At 54.6% G+C, this 17,500-nt stretch carries 15 protein-coding genes, 3 tRNA genes and 3 rRNA genes (1 of these 21 cut by a window edge); 6 read left to right on the plus strand and 15 right to left on the minus strand.

What is annotated here, in order from left to right:
• Together LBO03_04050 and LBO03_04055 are read left to right on the plus strand one after the other, a co-directional pair.
• Nucleotides 1-797 (plus strand): autotransporter outer membrane beta-barrel domain-containing protein (locus LBO03_04050; protein ID MDR3348769.1); only part of this gene is annotated, 797 nt, incomplete at its 5' end.
• A 582-nt stretch (nt 798-1,379) separates the two neighbouring features.
• Nucleotides 1,380-1,898, plus strand: a complete 519-nt coding sequence (locus LBO03_04055; protein MDR3348770.1) for a ferritin — start codon at nt 1,380-1,382, stop codon at nt 1,896-1,898.
• A gap of 143 nt (nt 1,899-2,041) precedes the next feature.
• On the opposite strand, the gene LBO03_04060 is transcribed toward LBO03_04055, so the two are convergent.
• Nucleotides 2,042-2,683: a response regulator transcription factor gene (locus tag LBO03_04060; protein ID MDR3348771.1), complete on the minus strand. Its 642-nt coding sequence runs from the start codon at nt 2,681-2,683 to the stop codon at nt 2,042-2,044.
• A complete protein-coding gene (locus tag LBO03_04065) occupies nt 2,665-3,525 on the minus strand; it encodes a histidine kinase (protein MDR3348772.1) in 861 nt (286 codons plus the stop codon). The genes LBO03_04060 and LBO03_04065 overlap by 19 nt, the downstream gene beginning before the upstream one ends.
• Before the next feature lie 227 nt (nt 3,526-3,752).
• Between LBO03_04065 and LBO03_04070 the strand changes: the two genes are divergently transcribed.
• Nucleotides 3,753-4,223: a hypothetical protein gene (locus LBO03_04070; GenBank protein MDR3348773.1), complete on the plus strand. Its 471-nt coding sequence runs from the start codon at nt 3,753-3,755 to the stop codon at nt 4,221-4,223.
• Nucleotides 4,220-4,579 carry a hypothetical protein gene (locus tag LBO03_04075; GenBank protein ID MDR3348774.1) on the plus strand — a complete coding sequence of 120 codons (360 nt, stop codon included), beginning with the start codon at nt 4,220-4,222 and terminating at the stop codon, nt 4,577-4,579. The genes LBO03_04070 and LBO03_04075 overlap by 4 nt, the downstream gene beginning before the upstream one ends.
• 79 nt (nt 4,580-4,658) lie before the next feature.
• On the opposite strand, the gene dapA is transcribed toward LBO03_04075, so the two are convergent.
• The 6 genes from dapA to LBO03_04105 all read right to left on the minus strand — a co-directional run bounded on the left by dapA (nt 4,659) and on the right by LBO03_04105 (nt 9,337).
• Nucleotides 4,659-5,561 (minus strand): 4-hydroxy-tetrahydrodipicolinate synthase, encoded by a 903-nt coding sequence (gene dapA / locus LBO03_04080; protein MDR3348775.1) that lies wholly within the window; start codon nt 5,559-5,561, stop codon nt 4,659-4,661.
• Nucleotides 5,562-5,567: 6 nt separating this feature from the next.
• On the minus strand, nt 5,568-6,803 hold the full coding sequence (dapG, locus tag LBO03_04085) for an aspartate kinase (GenBank protein ID MDR3348776.1): 1,236 nt from the start codon (nt 6,801-6,803) through the stop codon (nt 5,568-5,570).
• A 21-nt stretch (nt 6,804-6,824) separates the two neighbouring features.
• Nucleotides 6,825-7,856 carry an aspartate-semialdehyde dehydrogenase gene (locus LBO03_04090; protein MDR3348777.1) on the minus strand — a complete coding sequence of 344 codons (1,032 nt, stop codon included), beginning with the start codon at nt 7,854-7,856 and terminating at the stop codon, nt 6,825-6,827.
• A 13-nt stretch (nt 7,857-7,869) separates the two neighbouring features.
• Nucleotides 7,870-8,664 carry a 4-hydroxy-tetrahydrodipicolinate reductase gene (dapB, locus tag LBO03_04095; protein MDR3348778.1) on the minus strand — a complete coding sequence of 265 codons (795 nt, stop codon included), beginning with the start codon at nt 8,662-8,664 and terminating at the stop codon, nt 7,870-7,872.
• 29 nt (nt 8,665-8,693) lie between these two features.
• Nucleotides 8,694-8,918 carry a hypothetical protein gene (locus LBO03_04100; GenBank protein ID MDR3348779.1) on the minus strand — a complete coding sequence of 75 codons (225 nt, stop codon included), beginning with the start codon at nt 8,916-8,918 and terminating at the stop codon, nt 8,694-8,696.
• 248 nt (nt 8,919-9,166) lie between these two features.
• Nucleotides 9,167-9,337, minus strand: a complete 171-nt coding sequence (locus LBO03_04105; protein MDR3348780.1) for a hypothetical protein — start codon at nt 9,335-9,337, stop codon at nt 9,167-9,169.
• A 382-nt stretch (nt 9,338-9,719) separates the two neighbouring features.
• Here LBO03_04105 and LBO03_04110 point away from each other — a divergent pair, with 382 nt between their 5' ends.
• Entirely contained in the window at nt 9,720-10,910 is a 1,191-nt protein-coding gene (locus tag LBO03_04110) for an aminotransferase class I/II-fold pyridoxal phosphate-dependent enzyme (GenBank protein MDR3348781.1), read from the plus strand.
• Nucleotides 10,911-11,039: 129 nt separating this feature from the next.
• Here the strand turns inward: LBO03_04110 and recG are convergent, their stop codons facing one another.
• On the minus strand, nt 11,040-13,112 hold the full coding sequence (recG, locus tag LBO03_04115; protein MDR3348782.1) for an ATP-dependent DNA helicase RecG: 2,073 nt from the start codon (nt 13,110-13,112) through the stop codon (nt 11,040-11,042).
• A 112-nt stretch (nt 13,113-13,224) separates the two neighbouring features.
• Between recG and rpmB the strand changes: the two genes are divergently transcribed.
• Entirely contained in the window at nt 13,225-13,416 is a 192-nt protein-coding gene (gene rpmB, locus LBO03_04120) for a 50S ribosomal protein L28 (protein MDR3348783.1), read from the plus strand.
• 324 nt (nt 13,417-13,740) lie between these two features.
• Here the strand turns inward: rpmB and LBO03_04125 are convergent.
• From LBO03_04125 to LBO03_04150, 6 genes are all read right to left on the minus strand, one after another.
• Nucleotides 13,741-13,815: transfer RNA gene (locus LBO03_04125), tRNA-Asn, on the minus strand.
• A gap of 3 nt (nt 13,816-13,818) precedes the next feature.
• Nucleotides 13,819-13,935, minus strand: a 5S ribosomal RNA gene (rrf, locus tag LBO03_04130).
• Nucleotides 13,936-13,995: 60 nt separating this feature from the next.
• Nucleotides 13,996-16,911: ribosomal RNA gene (locus LBO03_04135) — 23S ribosomal RNA — on the minus strand.
• Between the two features lie 133 nt (nt 16,912-17,044).
• Nucleotides 17,045-17,120, minus strand: a tRNA-Ala gene (locus LBO03_04140).
• A 35-nt stretch (nt 17,121-17,155) separates the two neighbouring features.
• A tRNA-Ile gene (locus LBO03_04145) sits at nt 17,156-17,232 on the minus strand.
• A 158-nt stretch (nt 17,233-17,390) separates the two neighbouring features.
• A 16S ribosomal RNA gene (locus LBO03_04150) occupies nt 17,391-17,500 on the minus strand; it runs 1,451 nt beyond the window's last position.
• Together the 16S, 23S and 5S rRNA genes with 3 tRNA genes alongside form the textbook arrangement of a ribosomal RNA operon.

The following is a 17,500-nucleotide window of genomic DNA, read 5'->3' on the forward strand; positions in this document are numbered from 1 at the left end:
TGGGCTACAGCGACACCAGGCACAAAACCGGATCGCACGTTGACGTCAAAGGCCCCTCTCTGGTCGTCGGCCTGGCCCGCGCCAAAGAGACCGCAAACGGCGCCCGCCTCACCTACGGCGGATTCCTCGAAGCCGGCTGGGGCAGCTACGACAGTTACAACAGTTTCAGCGGCGTGGGCGAAGTCAAGGGCAAAGGCGACACCAGCTATTACGGCATCGGCTTTCTGGCGCGGCAAGACTGCGCCAAACGCGGCACGGGCAGAATCTACACCGAAGGCTCGTTGCGCGTCGGGCAAGTCAAGACCGACTTTAGCAGCGCGGACATCGTCCCCGGCCAAACCGAAACTGCCCGCTACGATGCCAAGTCCGTCTACTGCGGCCTGCACCTCGGCGTGGGCTGGATAAAGGAACTGAAGGGCGGCGCCGCGCTCGACCTTTACAGCAAAATCCTCTATACGCGCACCGGCAGCGACTCCGTGAACGTGCTGGGCGACCCGGTGGAATTTGACGCCGTAACCTCTCTGCGCTGGCGGGCGGGGCTAAGGTACGTCAAGGCGGCAGGGGAAAAAAGCGAATTTTACGCCGGGCTGGCCTACGACCACGAATTTGACGGCAAGGCCAAGGGCGCGGCGGGCGGCGCGGCAATTGACGTGCCGAAGCTCAAAGGCGCAACCGGCATAGGGGAAATCGGCGTAACCTTCAAAGGAAAGAACAGCATAGTAGACATCAAAGCGGAAGGCTACGCCGGCAAGCGCGAAGGCGTGGGCTTCGCCGCGCCGTGCACCTGGCTTTTCTGAAGGCGGACAGCCCCCTGCGGCAAAGCACAAAGGCGCGGCAATCCCCGCTTTTTGAAAACCAATGACGCCACCGGCCAGCGCGCCAATCCCGCCCTAGGCCGGCCATTCCCCGCCTTTGCTCCGACATCGTTTGTCAGCTTCGGTTTGCTGCGCAAAGCCATTATTCGAGCAGCCAAATGCCGTACACAGCCAGAATGTTATGTGAAACATACTGAATCATGCCCACAAAAAAACAAAGTCCCTCCGAAACTTGATTTTTTAGGTTTCTGAGGGCTTTATTATGCCCGATGAAAATATGCCGCCAGCTCTTTTCCCGCTTGGATCTTGGATGGGAAAAACACCGGACGGGAGCATTTTTTGCTGCCGCAGACGCGCACGGCTGCGGCCGTTGCGCCGGTTGAAAAAACTATAGCCATAGCATCGGGCAAGAATATCATTGCGCGCTAAAATCAAAAACAGTTGGGCCGAACCTCAAGCAAAGAAAATCTAAGGCGGCAATAATTCAGCGTTTCAGGTGTTGCGCGTTTTACGCAGTTTGATATATAATTTGTTCATAGAGAATTTTGTCAGGAGGATATAAAAATGCTAAAAAGCAAATTGGTCAAGGCCTTAAACGATCAGGTAAACGCCGAATACTACTCTTCTTATCTTTATCTCGCGATGTCCGCTTACGCCGACAGGGAAGGTTTCAAAGGCATTGCGAACTGGCTGTTTGTCCAAGCGCAGGAAGAGATGGCGCACGGCATCCACATCTATCAGCATATTTTAGAACGAGGGGCCGCCCCTGCTTTCAATGCCATACAAGCGCCGCCCGCCTCCTTCGCGGGCATTGAGGAAGTATTTGAAAAGGTCGCTGCCCATGAACAGCACGTTACCGAGCTGATAAACAGCATAGCTTCGCTGGCTCTTAAAGAAAACGACCACGCAAGCTATAATTTTATCATGTGGTACGTAAAAGAACAGGTAGAGGAAGAGGCCACCGCCGGAGAGCTTCTCGCGAAGGTCAAGACCATCGGCAACGACAAAGGGCTTCTGTACAGCCTTGACGCGCAACTGGCGTCAAGGACGTTTGTCAATCCTTTCCCTGCGGCAGGCGATTGAAAACCAACCGCAACCTAAGAAGCCGCAGTTAGCGCGCTGTGGACGTAAATCGGCGCGCAGCCGCATTTCGCCCTTCCGATAAACAATGCCGAGTACCTAAGGCGTTATTATTCGGAAGGGCGACGCTTTTTGCACAGGTTCATTTATTTCAAAATGTTATTTTTATAAGCAAAAACCACTAGTTGCATGCGGTTGTGCAAATGCAGTTTTTCCATAATGCCGCGCAGATGATTTTTCACCGTGCTTTCGGAAATGCAAAGTTTGTGCGCAATTTCTTTGTTGCTTAAACCTTCGCCGGTCGACAAAAGCACTTCCCGTTCGCGCTCGGTAAGGGTATGGTATTCTTTTTGCGGCTTTTTCTCCGCAGCGTTGAATTCTTTGAGGATTCTGTCCGCCAGGGCGCGGGAAACGGGGGCATCGCCCGCGGCGATGCCTAAAAGATACTCAATCCAGCCGCTTGTATCCATATTTTTCAATAAATAACCTTGCGCCCCGTTTTTGATGGCTTCAAAAAAATCCTGCGCATCGTCGGAAACGCTCAGCATGACGATCCTGACTTGCGGCAATTTGGCTTTTATCCATTTCGTCGCCTCCAATCCCGACAGCACCGGCATGCCGATATCCATCAGGATAAGATCGGGCAAAAGGGACTGTGCCTTTTCAATCGCTTCCTGTCCGTTGGCGGCTTCCCCTATTATTAAAAATTCCGAGTGTTCTCCCAAAATACTCGCAATGCCTTTGCGCGAAAGGACATGATCGTCCACTATCAGGGTTCTGACAGGCATCTTTGTCCCTCCCCGGAAAAATCAAACTTTATTTTTATTGCCGTGCCCCGCGCCGGATCGCTTTCAACGGCAACGGCGCCCCCTATGGCCTCTATGTCCTGCGCAATGCTCCGCAGCCCGAAAGAATTGCCGCCGGTTCTGCCCTCAACGGCCGCAAAGCCATGTCCATCGTCTTTTACGCACAAGATGATCGTCCTGCCCCGGCGGGACAATTTCAGGGAAACAGACCGCGCTTGGGCGTGTTTTTTAATATTTACGAAGATTTCCCGCAAAACGCGGCCGATTTTTTGTCGGCACTCCGCGTTGAGAAGGCTTCCCGCATTTTCGTCTATATCAATATTCAATTTGAGCTTTTGATCCACAGTCAATATTTTCGCGTTTTCTTGTATTATGTCGCTTATATCACGCTCCTCCGGCATTTCTTTGTCTCTGCCCAAGGCAAGGATGTTGCCGCGCAAATCGCTGTCGGCAAGGGCGATAGCCTCTTTCAGTTCCTGTACCTGCGGCAGGAGGGGGGCTATTTTTTCTATTTCCCTTGCTTTGACGTTCAGGAAAAAAAGGGTCTGGGCCAAATTATCGTGCAGTATCCTGGCAATCCTGTCTCTTTCTTTCAAAACCGCAAGGTGGTTTTTTTCCCTTTGCATCCGGACGGACAGCTTTTCTATATAACGAAAAATCGCAAAAAACCAAAAGAAAAACAAAATGCCGGCGAACAGGGCTACGAACACATTGCCCCAATCCATGGAAACAATGTGCAGATATTTATGCCGCAAAAATTCAAACAGCATGACAAGGCAAACGGTCGACAGCACACAAAACCACTTAAAATGAACAATTTTCACGGATTTCGCCGCCTTGGAATTTATTTAAACTAAATTTAACAATAGGAAGCCTTTTTTGTCAATATAGCACTTTAGGGCAAAATAAATGTACTTTTGGGCAGTAGCTATCGGCGGCGTATGCGTTTATAATCAAAAGCAGCCGATTAGAAACCCTGAAGGCGGAAAAGCTCAAGCTTTTCCGCCTTCAGGGTTTCTGCGGCAATACAGGAAAACAGGAGGATTTTGCCATGAAAAAATTTTTTGTGCTTTTAGCCGCGCTCGCCGTCTTTTCCTTTTCGCCCCCAACTTACGCCAACAATCCGCATAGCACCAAACAGGCCGAACCCGCCGCGCACGGTGCCCCGGCTAAGCAGGAAGGGCATGGCCAGTCGTCCATGCACCAGAAAATTGATCAGATACTGAAAGAAGCCCCAAGCCATTCGCTCTATACAGTCAGCCTGACGGACAAAAAACACGGCGACTACATCATAGACGTGCGCGCCCGGGGAATTTTTGCCAAAACGCCGCGAAAAGGCGCCGTAAACATACCGCTTCCCCTGCTGCACGATCATTTGCGGGAAATGCCGCGGGACAGGCGCGTACTGGTCGTGGGCGATAGCGACATAGAGGCGGCCTACGCCACTTTTGTCCTGCGCTTGCACGACATAGACGGCTATCTGGCAAAAGACGCGCCTGCGCGCGGGGAAAAAGCGAAATGAAGAAAAAAGCCCTGTTTGCGGCAATTTGCGCTTTCGCCTGTTCTCTTTTCTTTCACGGCCTTTCCTTCGCCGGCGAAAATCCTTTTACTGTCGTCAACAAGACGGATTCCGATCTTTTTGAACTTTATATTCTGCCGGCGCAAAGTTTGGGGCAAGGGCCAAATGCGTTGGAAAAGGAAGCCCTCTTCATCGGCAAAAGCCTGCGCCTTTCATTTGCCAATTATGACCGAAGCGCTGCGTCCTGGGATGTTTACGGGGTGAACTGCTGCGGGCAGGTTTATAAATGGCAGGCGCTCAATCTCGGCAAAAGCGGCGTTATAACGCTATATGAAGCGGGACGCGCCACTTTGGATTAGCCGCCGGCGAAAACGCCCTATCGTCCGCCGCTTTGCTTTTTTGGCTCCTGCCGCTGCCCGGCCAAGAAGCGGCAGGAGTTCAGCAAAAGGAAGTAGCGTTCAATTTGTTATACACGGCGATGAGCTTCTCCCTGTCGCCGGCGGTTATTTCCGTCAGCGGCAGCCGAAGCGGGCCGCAGTCAATTTTTGAAACGATGCTGGTAATGGTTTTTATGGGGATGGGATTGGTCGTGATGAAAATCGCCCGGAAAAAATCCAGCAATTCAATATGCAAACTGGCCGCCCTTTTCACGTCGCCGGCGGCGAAAGCGCTCATCATTTCCTGCATTTTCACGCCCGTTACATGCCCAGCCACGCTGATGACGCCGTTTCCCCCCACCGCCAGCATCGGCAGGGTCATGCCGTCGTCGCCGCTGTAAATAGTGAAATCGGCGGGCAGAAGTTTTCTTAGTTGCGCCGCCTGCTCAATATTGCCGGCGGCTTCTTTTATTGCGACTATATTGCGGACGTCCGCGGCAAGCCTGGCGATGGTTTCCGGCAGTATGTTGGACGCCGTCCGCCCGGGAACGTTATACAAAATGACAGGCAAATCGGTGCTTTCCGCGATCTTGCGAAAATGCCGGTAAAATCCTTCCTGCGTGGGCTTGTTGTAATAAGGTCCGACCAGCATAACGCCGTCTACGCCGGTATCTTTCGCTTTTTCCGTCAGCGCGGCGGATTTTTCGGTGTCATTGGAGCCGGTTCCGCCCACCACGGCGCCCCGCCCTTTTGCCTTTTCCGCGACGACCGCGAAAAGCCGCAATTTTTCTTCGTCCGACAAGGTAGCCGACTCTCCGGTCGACCCCGCCACCACCAAGCCGTCCGAGCCGTTACTAAGCAAATAATCCGCCAAATCGGCGGCCGCTTGGTAATTCACGCCGCCATCGGCGTACATGGGCGTAACCATCGCCGTCAGCAGACGGCCAAAATATGGAACTTTCATCTTAAATCACTCCCGTACGCTTTTTGACAAACCAAACGCTTCATGCAGCCGCGCCAAAGTTTCGTTCAGATGTTCCCGCGCGATAACCGCCGAGATAGTGATGTTGGAATCCACCGTCTGCAAAATCGGCGTCCCGGCCTTGACGAACGCCCGGACAAAAGTAGCCATTACGCCCGGCACTCCGCGCATGCCCGCCCCCACGACCGAAACTTTGGCGCATGATTTTTCCACCGCCATTTCGCCGAATCCTTTGGAACGCAAAATATTGACGGCTTTGTCCAAGTCGTTCTCTTCCACGGTAAAAATAATTTCGCCCGGATGCACATTCAAACAATCCACGTTTATGCCGCTATCGGCCAAAAGGTCGAAAATCTCCATGCCGGCGGCATTTTGCCCTTCATTCAGCGCTATGCGTATTTGGCTTATGTCCGGCAGGTAAGTAACACCGCTGGCAATCCTGTCGACAATCGGCGCATCTTTCGTGTCCTCGCCCAAATCATTGGTAACAAGCGTGCCCGGAGCGTCGCTGAAAGTGGATTTGATAATCAACGGAATGTTCTTTTGCATGGCGATTTCCACCGCCCTGGGATGAATTACCTTCGCGCCCTGATAGGCAAGCTGGCAAATCTCGCCGTAGGATATACATTCGACTATTTCGGCCTGTTTGACCATGCGGGGGTCGGCGGTCATTATGCCCTCGACATCCGTATAGATCTCCACCGCCTTGGCTTTGAGCGCGGCCCCTATGGCGGCGGCGGTCGTATCGCTGCCGCCGCGCCCGATAGTGGTAACGGAACGGCCGTTTTCGGTTCTTCCCTGAAACCCGCAGACGACCGGCACTATCCCCTCATCAATCAGTTCCCGCAAATACCCTGTGTCAACCCTCAATATCCGCGCCGCGCCGGATTTGCCATCGGTTATTATCCCGGCCTGCCCGCCGGTCAAAGCCCGCGCTTCAATCCCTTCCGACTGTAAGTTGGCGGCGACTATGGCGGCGCTGATATTTTCGCCGCAACTAATCAAAAAATCTATTTCGTGCTTCGCGGCGGCACGGTTTTCCGCCAAGATGAAGCCGAGCAAGGTATCGGTGGCGTAAGGCTCGCCTTTTCGCCCCATAGCGGAAACGACCACAACCGGCTGCAATCCTTCGTCCAGAGCTTTGATGACTTTTTTTCTTACCGCGCCGCGCGCCTCAACCGTCGCGACGGACGTACCCCCGAATTTTTGCACTATTATTTTCAAGACGATCTATCTCCCCGCCAACTATATTAATTTCATTTCGATCATTTTTTCCGCTATTTGCAAAGTGTTGAGCGCGGCGCCTTTCCTGATCTGATCGCCCACCACCCACAAGTTCCAGGCATTTTCCCGCGATTCGTCGCGCCGGACGCGCCCGACGTATACATCGTCAAGTTTGGATGTGTACAAAGGCATCGGATACAGCATGGCCGCCGGGTCGTCCTGCAAAACTACGCCCTTGAAAGCGGACAGTGCCTCTTTGATCTTCGCCGGCGGCAAAGATTTTTCCAGCTCGACATTTATTGCTTCCGAATGGCTCCGGTAAACCGGAACTCTCACGGTTGTAGCCGTTATGGCCATGTCATTGTCGCCCATTATTTTGCGCGTTTCGTTGACCATCTTCATTTCTTCCTTAGTGTAGCCGTTATCTAAAAACACGTCAATCTGCGGAATGAGATTGAAAGCGATCGGGTAATGTTTGGGCAAACCGGCGCTTGGCAGTACGAGCGCCCGCATCTCATTCCCCGCCGCGTGCGCCGCAACCTGGCTGTCCAATTCGTCTATGGCTTCCTTGCCCGCGCCGGAAACAGCCTGATAAGTGGAAACAACTATCCTCTTTATTTTCGCCAGGTCGTAAATCGGTTTCAGCGCCATCACCATGATAATGGTTGAACAGTTCGGATTGGCGACAATGCCGTTATGTCCGCGCAAAGCCTCGGGATTTACCTCCGGCACGACCAGCGGAACCGCCGGATCCATGCGGAAAGCGCTGGAATTGTCAACCACCACGGCGCCGGCTTTGACCGCGTAGGGCGCAAGCTCCTTGCTGATCGCGCCGCCGGCAAAAAGAGCTATGTCAACACCGGCGAAAGATGCCGCCGCCGCTTCTTCTACCGTGTATGTAGCCCCTGAAAATTCAATCTTTTTCCCCGCCGACCGCGAAGACGCGAGCAGGCGCAAACCGGCTAAAGGGAACCGCCGTTCGGCGAGCAGAGCGAGAAATTCCTGCCCTACCACCCCGGTCGCCCCTAATATGGCGACATTGTATTTCTTCATTGATAACGCCCCTCTAATTCATAATTTCATCAAGGCCATAAACGAGCCCGTTATATTTTGCGATTTCCCGGCAGGCTAAGATAACGCCCGGCATAAAACATTCGCGGGAATTTGAATCATGCCTGATGACAAGCGTTTCGCCCAGCCCGCCGAAAATAACCTCCTGATGTGCCACATAGCCCGGCAGCCTTACGCTATGGATTCTTATCCCTTCGATTTCCGCTCCCCTGGCCCCTTTTAATTTTTCTTCCTCGTTTGCGTGCCCCTGTTTCATATAGCCGCCGCGAGCTTTGGCCACCTTCTCGGCCGTAGCGGCGGCCGTGCCGGAAGGGGCGTCCAACTTATTGTCATGATGCAGTTCGATAATCTCCGCTTTGGGCAAAAACTTGGCTGCCTCTTCCGCCAGCCGCATCATAAGATTAGCGCCAACGGAAAAATTAGGCGCGATCAAAACTGCGGTAGAATTGTTCCGGGCAAGCCGCTCCAATTCCGCCAAATCGTCCTTGCGAAAACCGGTTGTCCCCACTACCGCCCTCACGCCCCGGGCAAGGACAAGGCGCAAATTGTCCAGCACGGCGTCCGGACGCGTAAAGTCAACGACGACAGAGATATTTTTGCCGGATAGCGCCGTCCCCAAATCTTTTTCCACGTTTACGGCACTTTTTACATTTATAACATCCGCAACGCTTTCACCCGACGCCGCTACATCCACCGCGCCCGCCAGCCGCATATCTTCTTGCGCGCTGACCGCTTTCATGACCTCGCGCCCCATGCGCCCCAAAGCCCCGTTTACCAATACTTCAATCATAAACGTCCCACCCCGGCAAACAAAATAATTCATTCAGCGGACTTTCGGCCGCCGCTTAAAGACAGGACATGTGTCCTGCGACAAACCAAAAAACCGTTGAGCATAGTCTCAACGGCACGCACCGCGGCAATCGCGGCCGTCCTGAGATAGCTCTCCACTAAAAAGTGACAGTCCAACAACTGTTCGCTGTTAAACCAGCGCACAAACCCCGGCGGTTTGTACGCTTCGGCGGTCGCCCTTTCTTTCCGCTTCATAGCCGCCATCTCCACGGAATTACTGATGCTGCCCGCGCCTCTACCTTGACCGATATGATGTTTACTTAATGATACTTTGCGCAGCGTCTTTTGTCAACCGCAAATTTTTCTGTCGCAGGATAGCCGCACGGCAACATTTGCAAGTGTTTGCAAGAAACATTGGTCAATTGCAATATCAAAGGCAACAAATTTCCCATAGGGCTTGTCATGCACCAATCCTTGTATCGCCATGGCCTTAGGCAAGGGGATTATGCCGCGATTGCCCCTTTGATTTTCATAAGCTCTTGCGCGAACGCTTCTATAGGCGTCATGCAGCCTAAAATCTTCCTCGGCAGATTGTTGTTCCACTCCGCCGCCATCTCTATGATCTCCGGCGCCAATTCGCCTATGCTTCCGCCCTTTTTTATAAATCGCCGCAAGAGCCCATGGTTTTCTGTTTTCTTTTTCTGTTGCATTTCATTTTACAATGAACCCTATCGATAATTTTCAGATCAAAAAATAAAAACTTGCCAAATATGTTTTTTTATGATAAGGTAATCAGTAATTAAATACCTTGCATCCCGCAATGAAGGAATGAAGTATCCGCTATGCTTTGGAAAGAGAGCCGATGAATTGGTGAAAATCGGTTAAAGTGCCCGGAGAAAGCCGATCCTGAGCCGCGTATGACGAATATGCCGCTGACCGCCGTTAAAAGTCTCAAGTGTTGCTTTTTGGCAGAACACAGGTGGTACCGCGGTAGTTTTCCGTCCTGACATTCAGGGCGGTTTTTATTTTTGAAAAATATTAGCAACGAGGTGCTCTATGATCAACTGGCAAGAAAAAATATCGCCGGCGGCAAAACAATTGCCGGATTCCGGCCTCGGACGTTTTTTGGACATCATCGCCGTCAAAAAGAACGTCATTTCGCTGAGCATTGGCGAACCTGATTTCACTACTCCTTTGTCTGTGCGCAAACGCTGCATAAAAAGCGTTAGGGACGGCAGGACCTCTTATACTTCAAGTTACGGCCTGTTACAACTGCGCCAGGCCATTGCCGCCAGCGTTGAGGAAAAATATGGGGCGCCCTATAATCCAGAAAAAGAAATCCTGATAACCACCGGCGTAAGCGAAGCGCTTGATTTGGCCGTGCGCGCCCTCCTGTCGCCGGGCGACGAGGTTCTTTTGCCGGAACCGTGCTACGTAGCTTACAAAGCCTGCGTAATATTGGCGGGCGGCGTGTCCGTGCCCGTGCCGACCAAAGCGGAAGACGGCTTTGCCGTAAATGTGGAAGAATTGGAAAAGCGCGTGTCGGCAAAGACTAAAGCCATCATCATCAGCTATCCGACCAATCCGACCGGCGCTACCATGAACCGCGAGCAGCTTTTAAAGATCGCCGGGTTTGCGCAAAAACACAATATAGTAGTAATATCGGACGAACTTTACGCCGAGTTGACTTACGTTGGGCGGCATACCTGTTTCGCTTCCCTGCCGGGCATGAAGGAACGGACCATACTGTTGAACGGGTTTTCCAAGACTTACGCCATGACAGGCTTTCGCGTTGGCTTCATAATGGCGCCGGCGGAAGCGGTCAGCGCCATGCTGTCTATCCACCAATACACCATGCTCTGCGCGCCCACGCCGGCTCAGTTCGCCGCTATGGAGGCAATAAAAAGCGCGCGGGACGATTATGAATTTATGTTCGACACTTATAACAAACGTCGCAAAATAATGGTGGACGGGTTAAAAAGGATCGGATTGAAGACCTTTGAACCGCAAGGCGCTTTTTATATTTTCCCTGATATTAAAAGTACGGGCATGAGCAGCGCGGACTTTTCCGATCGCTTGTTGGAAGAGGAGGAAGTGGCCCTGATTCCGGGCGCCGCTTTCGGCGAAAGCGGCGAGGGCTTCGTCCGCTGTTCCTACGCTACCTCGACAGAAAACCTGTTTGTCGCGCTTGAGCGCATGGACAGGTTCGTAAACTGCCGAAAGACCGTCAAGTGCGTCGGCAGTTGAGCGTGCGGCTTTCCGTCTTTATGTGCCGAATTGGAAAGCGTTGGCTAAGCGGCGGGCACAACGATTTATGTCGCGAGACCTTATATCGGCGCCTTTGCGACCGTACCGGCATAATGCCTGAAGGAATTTTTAACCTAAGAACAAAGAGCGTAGATCCTTGACGCAGTTGGCTGCCATGTATTGCCGGATTCCGGTTAAATACTCTTCGTTTTCTACGCTTGTTTTGGCATAATCGCGCGCCAGCTTTAAAATATCAACGTCCGAGAAAATATCGGCTAATTTAAGATCAGGCAACCCATGCTGCCTTGTGCCGAAAAGCTCGCCCGCCCCGCGCAGCCGCAAGTCCTCTTCCGCCAGCGCGAACCCGTCGCTGTGTTTGCTCATCAAGGAAAGGCGTTCCAAGGTTTCTTTCGCCGTGTTGCCGCTAATAAGCGCACAATAGGATTGAAACCCGCCGCGCCCTATGCGCCCGCGCAATTGGTGAAGCTGCGCCAGGCCGAACCTTTCCGCCCCTTCTACAATCATCAGCGTCGCGTTGGGAACATTTATGCCGACTTCAATTACCGTCGTGCTGACAAGCGCCTTTATCTCGCCCCGGATAAAAGCCGACATTACCGCGTCTTTTTCCGACGCTTTCATCCTGCCGTGCAAAAGCGCCGCCGGAATGTCCCGCAAAAAACTGCTTTTTAGTTGCGCGAAAAGTTTGGACGCCGACAAAGCGTTTACTTTATCGGATTCGTCAATGAGCGGGCAGACGACATACGCCTGCCGGCCGAGTCTTATCTGCCGTATCAGCCCCTTGTAGACCTCGCCGCGTTTTTTTTCGTTATAGCATAAAGTAATCACCGGTTTCCGGCCGGGCGGCAACCCTTTGATGAGCGATACATCCAAGTCGCCGTATACCGTCAGCGCCATAGTCCGGGGTATGGGGGTGGCGGTCATTACCAGCGTGTCCGGCATATTGGCGCTCTTGCCGGCAAAACCGGCCCTTTGCCTGACGCCGAAACGGTGCTGTTCGTCAGTTACGACCAAAGACAAATGGGCGAACTTTACGTTTTCCTGGATAAGCGCGTGCGTCCCGATTATTATATCTATATGGCCGCCTTCCAATTTCTCCAGTATCTCCCTGCGCTCGGCCGATGGCGTGGCGCCGGTCAGCAGCGCGATGTTTATCGGGATGTCTTTCAATATGGACTTTAAAGTATTCAGATGCTGGAGCGCCAATATTTCCGTCGGTGCCATCATCGCTCCCTGAAAGCCGTTCTCTGCCGCTTTGACCAAGGCGAGGACGGCAACGATGGTCTTGCCGGAACCTACGTCCCCCTGCAAAAGGCGGTGCATGGGCGTTATGTCCTCCATGTCGCTTTCAATTTCCCGCCATGCTTTTTTTTGCTCGGAGGTAAGTTCAAACGGCAGGGATGCAAAAAGTTTCTTGGTTTTATTGCCGCTTATGCCGTGCTTGTAACCCCTGTTGTTCTTTTTTACCATATTCCGGTAATGCAAAAGAGCGCACTGCATCATGTACAACTCTTCAAAAGCCAGCCGCCGCCTGGCCTTGGCGAGCGCCGCCCAACTGTCGGGGTAATGAATGTTTTTCAAGGCTTCGTGCCGGCGCAAAAACCCGTTTTCGTTTATTACGCCCTCCGGTATGATTTCCGGCGCCGTCTCTTCTGTCAGCAGTTCCGTCGCCTGTTTGGTCAGAGCGCGCATGAAATTTTGCGCAAGCCGCCCGACAAGGCTGTAAACAGGCAATATGGACGGACCCGCGCCGCCGGTCAACTCATCATCCATCTCAACAATCGCTTCGGTAACGGTTTTTGCCTGGCTGGCTTTGTCCTTTTGTACTTTGCCGGAAATTATGACAGGAAGGTTGTTGCTGAAATTTTTTGCCTTGTATACCTGCGTCCCAAAAAAATATACTTGGGCGTAAGCGCCGCTGTCGTCCGTTACCCTCAATAACGCGTATTTCCCGCCGCGGGCGGATTTCTTGTGATAAAGGCCGGCGACCCGGCCGCGAAACATCTGCCTTGCGCCGTCCTCCAACTCGCTTATGGCCTTGATTTTGCCGTAATCGATATAATGCCCCTGGCGGGGAAAATACAAAAGCAGATCGTTAAGCGTAAAAATGCCCGCCTGCGCAAGATACTCGGCGCGCTTTTTGCCAACGTTTTTCAGCGTGGCGACAGATTTATCAAATGGCATAATTCCCACCTGGCATCATCAAAGATAACTCTTGCTTTTATTTATTGTCCTGTGTTAAAATTAGCGTGTTGTTCCACAAATTACTTCCCTTGATCAAAAGGAGGTGTGATAAATGGCGAAAGTCTGTGTGATTTGCGGTAAAGCGGAAATGTCCGGATCTACCGTAAGCCATTCCAACCGGCATACCAAGCGCACATGGAAACCCAACATCCAAAGGGTGCGGGCTAAAGTCGGCGATGAAACAAAACGAGTTAACGTTTGCACTCGCTGCCTGCGTTCCGGCAAGGTCAACAGATCTATCTGACCGGGAAACGGCAAATATTACGGAAACTGTATTCAAAGCGAATACAGTTTTTTATTTTCCATAAAAAAGCTGCCGCGCGTCTTGAATAACGCAGCCGATATTTACGCTGCTCGCAGATTAAAACCATACTATCTTTCTTTGCGGCCAATTTAGCCCCGCTCTGCACTCAAGACTCGCCGAGCCTAAGGACTCGCCTGTGTCTTGCGCCGCGCAGGGCGGCAAATGTCTCGCAAATCCTATTCATGTTTCAATTTCATGTTGCAATCAGAGAACAATATTAACGGAAAAAGCGCAAAAGCCAGAAAAATCTGGCTTTTGAAATCATGGCTCCTTGAGCAGGACTCGAACCTGCAACCACTCGGTTAACAGCCGAGTGCTCTACCATTGAGCTATCAAGGAAAAAACCGGCGGCTACCTATTCTCCCGGGCCGTTTCCAGCCAAGTACCGTCGGCGTTTGGGGGCTTAACTTCTGTGTTCGGGATGGGAACAGGTGTGCCCCCCCAGCTGTCGCCACCGGGCGCGGCGAGGCCGGCAACGCGCAGTTGCCCCCTCAAAGCTGCACGGAGGAAGAAGCATCCCAAATCAAGCCCTCGGCGTATTAGTGCCGGTCCGCTCAACGGCTCGCGCCGCTTGCACTCCCGGCCTATCGACCTCCTCGTCTCGGAGGCGCCTTTCCGGACTGCTCCGTGGGAGATCTCATCTTGGGGCTGGTTTCACGCTTAGATGCTTTCAGCGTTTATCCTCCCCGGGCGTAGCTACCCAGCGGTGCCCCTGGCGGGACAACTGGTGCACCAGCGGCCCGTCCACCCCGGTCCTCTCGTACTGGGGGCGGATCCCCTCAAATCTCTTGCGCCCGCGATGGATAGGGACCGAACTGTCTCACGACGTTCTGAACCCAGCTCACGTACCACTTTAATGGGCGAACAGCCCAACCCTTGGGACCCGCTTCAGCCCCAGGATGTGATGAGCCGACATCGAGGTGCCAAACCTCCCCGTCGATATGGACTCTTGGGAGAGATTAGCCTGTTATCCCCAGGGTAGCTTTTATCCGTTGAGCGATGGCCCTTCCACTCGGCGCCACCGGATCACTAAGCCCGACTTTCGTCCCTGCCCGACTTGTCTGTCTCGCAGTCAAGCCCCCTTGTGCCTTTGCGCTCCGCGCGCGGTTTCCGTCCGCGCTGAGGGGACCTTTGGGCGCCTCCGTTGCTCTTTCGGAGGCGACCGCCCCAGTCAAACTGCCCGCCTGGCAATGTCCCGGGCGCTGAAGGCGCCGCGGTTAGGACTCCGATGCGCCAAGGGCGGTATCCCAACGCCGGCTCCGCGCGCGCTGGCGCGCGCGCTTCCCAGCCTCCCGCCTATCCTGTACGTGCCGCATCAAAGTACAATGCCAGGTTACAGTAAAGCTCCATGGGGTCTTTCTGTCCAGTCGCGGGTAACCTGCATCTTCACAGGTACTTCAATTTCGCCGGGTCCCTCGTTGAGACAGCGCCCAGATCGTTACACCTTTCGTGCGGGTCGGAACTTACCCGACAAGGAATTTCGCTACCTTAGGACCGTTATAGTTACGGCCGCCGTTCACCGGGGCTTCGGTCGGGCGCTTTGGTCGCCCGGACGCCCTCCCTTAACCTTCCGGCACTGGGCAGGTGTCAGCGCCTATACTTGAGCTTGCGCTTTCGCAGGCACTTGTGTTTTTGTTAAACAGTCGCCTGGGCCTCTTCTCTGCGGCCCGCGCCCGCCTCGGGCGTTGCGTCCCTACACGGGCGCGGGCTACCCTTTTCCCGAAGTTACGGGTACATTTTGCCGAGTTCCTTAACGAGGGTTCTCCCGCGCACCTTGGGATTCTCTCCCCGCCCACCTGTGTCGGTTTGCGGTACGGGCGGACTTCGTCTCGCCAGGAGCTTTTCTTGGCAGCGTGGGTGCGGCGGCTTCGCTCCCATCGCTGGTCGCTCGTCGTCGCCTCTCGGGTTTCGGGGGGCGGGGTTTGCCTCGCCCCCCCCCTACGGGCTTGAACGCCCACTTCCGTCCGGGCGCCCGCCTGCCCTCCTGCGTCACTCCGTCGCTCAGTCGACTCCGTCCGGTACAGGAATCTTCGCCTGTTGTCCATCGCCTGCGCCCTTTGCCTCGGCTTAGGCCCCGACTGACCCTGAGGCGACGATCGTTGCTCAGGAAACCTTGGGCTTTCGGTGGGAAGGATTCCCGCCTTCCTTTTCGCTACTCATACCAACATTCTCGCTTCCCAGGGGTCCACCGCCCCTCGCGGCGCGGCTTCGCCCCCCTGGGAACGCTCCCCTACCCCTTGGGGTCGCCCCCAAGGCCGCGGCTTCGGTTCCGTGCTTGAGCCCCGGTCATCTTCGGCGCGGGGCCACTCGACCAGTGAGCTATTACGCACTCTTTGAATGGTGGCTGCTTCTGGGCCAACATCCTGGTTGTCTGCGCGCCCCCACATCCTTCGCCACTTAGCACGGCATTGGGGACCTTGGCCGGCGGTCCGGGCTGTTTCCCTCTCGACGGCGGGTCTTGTCACCCGCGGTCTGACTCCCAGGCCAACACTGCACCCATTCGCAGTTTGACAGGGTTCGGCAACCTGCAAGGCCCCTTCCCCGGTCAGTGCTCTACCGTTTGCATTTGCCGCCTGAGGCTAGCCCTAAAGCTATTTCGGGGAGAACCAGCTATCTCCACGTTCGATTGGAATTTCTCCCCTATGCGCGGCTCATCCCAGAGCTTTTCAACGCTCACGGGTTCGAGCCTCCACGCGCTTTTACCCGCGCTTCACTCTGGCCACGCATAGATCACTGTGGTTTCGGGCCTGCGCCGGCCAACTGTCTTCCGCCCCGTTCGGGCTCGCTTTCGCTTCGGCTCCGTGTCTCCCACTTAACCTCGCTGGCCGGCGCAACTCGTTGGTTCATTCTTCAATAGGCACGCCGTCGCTTTCGCTCCGACTGCTTGTAGGCATACGGTTTCAGGCACTCTTTCACTCCCCTCCCGGGGTTCTTTTCACCTTTCCCTCACGGTACTGTGCGCTATCGGTCGCCAAGGAGTGTTTAGCCTTGGAGGGTGGTCCCCCCTGCTTCCCACAAAGTTTCCCGTGCTCCGTGGTACTCTGGATCCCGGCCCGCGCGCCCCGCCTTTCGCCTACAGGCCTCTTGCCTCCTGTGGGGCGGCTTCCCATCCGCTTCGGCTAGGCAAGGCGCGCTTTTTGCCGGTCCTCAACCCCGGGCGGCCTGGGCCGCCCGGTTTGGGCCTTTCCCCGTTCGCTCGCCGCTACTTGGGGAATCTCGCTTGATTTCTTTTCCTCCGGGTACTTAGATGTTTCACTTCCCCGGGTTCCCCCCCGCTTGCGCGGGTGACGGCGCTTCACCGCCGCCGGGTTGCCCCATTCGGACGTCCACGGCTCAATGCCCGCTTGCGGCTCCCCGTGGCTTTTCGCAGCTTGCCGCGTCCTTCTTCGGCTCTTGGCGCCAAGGCATCCACCGTATGCCCTTCTTAGCTTGATTTGTCCCGCGGCCGGGCCGCCGGCGCCCCATCGGGCCGCCGCGCCCCGGCCGGCGCGCCTCCCGGCGCGCCTTCTTCCTCTGTGCAGTTTTCAAGGAACAAACGGAGGGAAACCCTTCCCTCAAAACTGGACAATGGTGGAGATGAGCGGGATCGAACCGCTGACCCCCTGCTTGCAGGGCAGGTGCTCTCCCAGCTGAGCTACACCCCCGAAACCATCAAGAAACAAAGCAACGCAAAAGAAAATGGTGGGCCTAAGTGGACTTGAACCACTGGCCTCACGCTTATCAGGCGTGCGCTCTAACCAGCTGAGCTATAGGCCCACTTTCTGTCATTGCGTTATTTCGTAAAATGAGGGAAAAGCGTCCCTCAAAACTGGACAATGGCTGCGGGAAAGCCGCGGAGGCCCCATGGGGCGCGCGGCGGCCGGACGTGCGACCTAGGGTCGCCGTGAGGCCCCGAAGGGCCCGGTTCCCCTTAGAAAGGAGGTGATCCAGCCGCACCTTCCGATACGGCTACCTTGTTACGACTTCACCCCAATCATCGGCCCCGCCTTGGACGGCTGGCCCCTTGCGGTTGCCCCACCGGCTT

It is taken from the genome of Acidaminococcales bacterium (assembly GCA_031290885.1).
Taxonomy (GTDB): Bacteria; Bacillota; Negativicutes; order Acidaminococcales; family JAISLQ01; genus JAISLQ01.

Excerpts from the sequence above, each read along its gene's own strand:
- LBO03_04055 (MDR3348770.1), top strand. The coding sequence starts at position 1,380 with ATGCTAAAAAGCAAATTGGTCAAGGCCTTAAACGATCAGGTAAACGCC.
- LBO03_04060 (MDR3348771.1), bottom strand. The coding sequence starts at position 2,683 with ATGCCTGTCAGAACCCTGATAGTGGACGATCATGTCCTTTCGCGCAAA.
- LBO03_04070 (MDR3348773.1), top strand. The coding sequence starts at position 3,753 with ATGAAAAAATTTTTTGTGCTTTTAGCCGCGCTCGCCGTCTTTTCCTTT.
- LBO03_04075 (MDR3348774.1), top strand. The coding sequence starts at position 4,220 with ATGAAGAAAAAAGCCCTGTTTGCGGCAATTTGCGCTTTCGCCTGTTCT.
- dapA (MDR3348775.1), bottom strand. The coding sequence starts at position 5,561 with ATGAAAGTTCCATATTTTGGCCGTCTGCTGACGGCGATGGTTACGCCC.
- LBO03_04090 (MDR3348777.1), bottom strand. The coding sequence starts at position 7,856 with ATGAAGAAATACAATGTCGCCATATTAGGGGCGACCGGGGTGGTAGGG.
- dapB (MDR3348778.1), bottom strand. The coding sequence starts at position 8,664 with ATGATTGAAGTATTGGTAAACGGGGCTTTGGGGCGCATGGGGCGCGAG.
- LBO03_04100 (MDR3348779.1), bottom strand. The coding sequence starts at position 8,918 with ATGAAGCGGAAAGAAAGGGCGACCGCCGAAGCGTACAAACCGCCGGGG.
- LBO03_04110 (MDR3348781.1), top strand. The coding sequence starts at position 9,720 with ATGATCAACTGGCAAGAAAAAATATCGCCGGCGGCAAAACAATTGCCG.
- recG (MDR3348782.1), bottom strand. The coding sequence starts at position 13,112 with ATGCCATTTGATAAATCTGTCGCCACGCTGAAAAACGTTGGCAAAAAG.
- rpmB (MDR3348783.1), top strand. The coding sequence starts at position 13,225 with ATGGCGAAAGTCTGTGTGATTTGCGGTAAAGCGGAAATGTCCGGATCT.